Annotated in this window: 3 protein-coding genes; all 3 read right to left on the bottom strand. The window is 62.9% G+C overall.

All coding sequences use genetic code 11. The features are described from left to right. On the bottom strand, positions 1-1,501 hold a 1,501-nt coding region (gene tnpC / locus XI06_RS12980), incomplete at its 3' end, for an IS66 family transposase (protein WP_271605492.1). A 69-nt stretch (positions 1,502-1,570) separates the two neighbouring features. Continuing rightward, entirely contained in the window at positions 1,571-1,924 is a 354-nt protein-coding gene (gene tnpB, locus XI06_RS12975; protein WP_061876445.1) for an IS66 family insertion sequence element accessory protein TnpB, read from the bottom strand. Beyond that, the coding region (gene tnpA / locus XI06_RS12970; protein ID WP_333909322.1) for an IS66-like element accessory protein TnpA at positions 1,921-2,420 on the bottom strand (500 nt) is incomplete at its 5' end. The genes tnpA and tnpB, both read right to left, overlap by 4 nt.

Here is a 2,420-nt window from a genome sequence, read left to right as displayed (position 1 = left end):
GCGTTTCAGCGATGTAGGCGGCCGGGTTGACGTCGTTGAGCTTGCATGTGGCGACGATCGATGCCAGCAAAGCCCAGTTTTCTGCCCCGATTTCATGACCGGCGAAGAGAGCGTTTTTCCTGGTCAAGCAGACTGGCCGGATGGCGTTCTCGACCGGGTTGGTGTCGAGTTCGAGACGCCCATCTTCGAGAAAGCGGGTCAGCCCCTGCCAATGATTGAGCGCATAGCGGATATCCTCGGCGAGCGTCGAACCGCTGGAGATCATCGACAGCTGCTTCTCGAACCACGACTTCAACGCGGCTACCAAGGGCAGCGAGTGCGCCTTGCGCGCTGCCAACCGGGTGTCCGGCGATGAGCCGCGTACCAAGGCTTCGATCGCGTAGAGCTGCGCGATGTGCCGCACGGCGGCCTCGGCGATCGGCGATTTGTTGTTGCGGGCCAATTTGACAAAGCGCCGTCGCAAATGGCTCCAGCAATGCACGAGCGTCCACGGCCCCTGCGGTCGATCGACTTCGGTCAGCCGGTCATAGCCGTCATAGCCATCGCATTGCAGGAAGCGTCCGCCGAAGCCGTCCAGGAACTGCTGCGCGAAGGCACCGCTGCGACCGGGCGCATATCTGAACAACACGATTGGTGGACTTGGACCGCTATGGCCGCGGTCGTCTGAGGCGATCGCCCAGAAGTAGCCTTTCTTCGTTTGGCCTCGCCCGGGATCAAGCACCGGCGCTGTGGTCTCGTCCATGAACAGGCGATCCGCCATGGCCAGGTGGTCGCGCATGTGGTCCGCGATGGGCTGAAGATGGAAGCAGGCGCGGCCAGACCAGTTGCCCAGTGTCGCCCGATCAAGCCGGATGCCCTGGCGCGCATAGATCTCGGCCTGACGATAAAACGGCGTGTGGTCGCCGAACTTGGAGACGATCACGTGCGCGATAGCCGCTTCGGTCGGCAGCCCGCTGGGCACGACGTGCTCCGGTGCGTGCGCCTGCACGACGGGGCCCGAGCACCGGCGACAGATGTATTTCGGGCGGCGCGTGACCAGCACGCGCCATTGCGCCGGGATCACGTCAAGGCGCTGGCTGACGTCCTCGCCGATCTTCGTCATGGCACCACAACCGCACGGGCAGCGCGTGCTTGCAGGCTCGATGACCCGTTCCACTCGCGGCAAATGGGCAGGCAAGCAGCCACGGTTGCGATGAGAGCCTTGATCCGGATCGCTCCGCGATCGGCCCTTGATCACAGCCGCGGCTCTCTCCTGCGCCGCGTCCAGGATCCCTTGCGCGATCTCCACGTCTTCCAACGGCAAGTGATACTGATCTGGCCGCAGCTTCTCGGACTTCGCGCCGAACCTGTCGCGCCGCAATTCGCCGAGGATGACCTCCAGCCGACGCCGGGCTTCCTCCGACGCCGCCAGCGCCCCTTGATGCTCGCTCAAGGCCGCCTGCGTTTGCGCCAAAAGCGCTTTCAGTTGTTCATTTTCGTCGCGCAGCGTCGCGATGCTCATGCGCTATTTCGAGCACATCGCCGCCGCGCGTGCCACGTTCAAAATAGCAGCCGAGTCATTCTGCCGCAGTTATCCAGCCGCCTGAGGACGCCGCGCTTCTTCCGGACGGACCAATCTCCAATCCAGCCCCTCGAACAGGGCCGCGAACATCGCCGGCGATATCCGCATCACGCCGTCTGCGATCGTTGGCCAAACGAACTTGCAACCTTCAAGACGCTTGTGCACCAACACCAGGCCCGTTCGATCCCAGACCAAAATCTTGATCCGGTCCGCTCGTTTCGATCGGAACACGAAGGCTGCGCCGCTGAACGGGTCGAGACGAAGCATCTCCTGCACCTTCGCTGCAAGCCCATCGTGGCCACAGCGGAAGTCGATCGGCCGCGTCGCGATGTAAATCTTCAGATCAGCACCGGCCGCGATCATCGTGACGCTCGCACCGCGCGGATCACCCGGGACAATTGCTCGGCATCAATAGCCGTATCCGTCCGCAGCACGACATCACCGATCGCGATCTCAAGCTTGATCGCCGCAGCCTGACGCTCCAACGCACGTTCCACGACCAGCGGCGCAAATGTCGGCGGGGACGCCTCACACAGCGGCAACATCCCTCGCTGTCGAAACCGCCGTCGCCAATCGTAGATCTGCCAGCGCGTCGCTCCGTGCTTGCGCGCCACCTCGGATACCTGGGCACCGGGTAGCAGACTCTCAGCAGCGATCCGGGCTCTCTCTGCTTCCGACCGAACTCGACGTCCTGACGGCCCTTCAAGGATCTCCAACCGGCTCACCGACCCTGCCGATGAGACGTCCAAATGGACGTCCTTTTTGCTGTCCAATCCCATCTCAAACCTCCGTCCCAAGCCGGAGGCTTCTTCGCATAGATATCCAGATCCCGAAGCAAGGGTTCCGGCTGAGCGCTTAC

The organism is Bradyrhizobium sp. CCBAU 11434, assembly GCF_028128895.1.
Classification (GTDB): Bacteria; Pseudomonadota; Alphaproteobacteria; order Rhizobiales; family Xanthobacteraceae; genus Bradyrhizobium; species Bradyrhizobium zhengyangense.
This window is presented reverse-complemented; position numbering and strand designations above follow the sequence as displayed.

What these genes read in the sequence shown, in the direction of transcription:
- tnpB (WP_061876445.1), bottom strand. Translation starts at nt 1,924, where the DNA reads ATGATCGCGGCCGGTGCTGATCTGAAGATTTACATCGCGACGCGGCCG.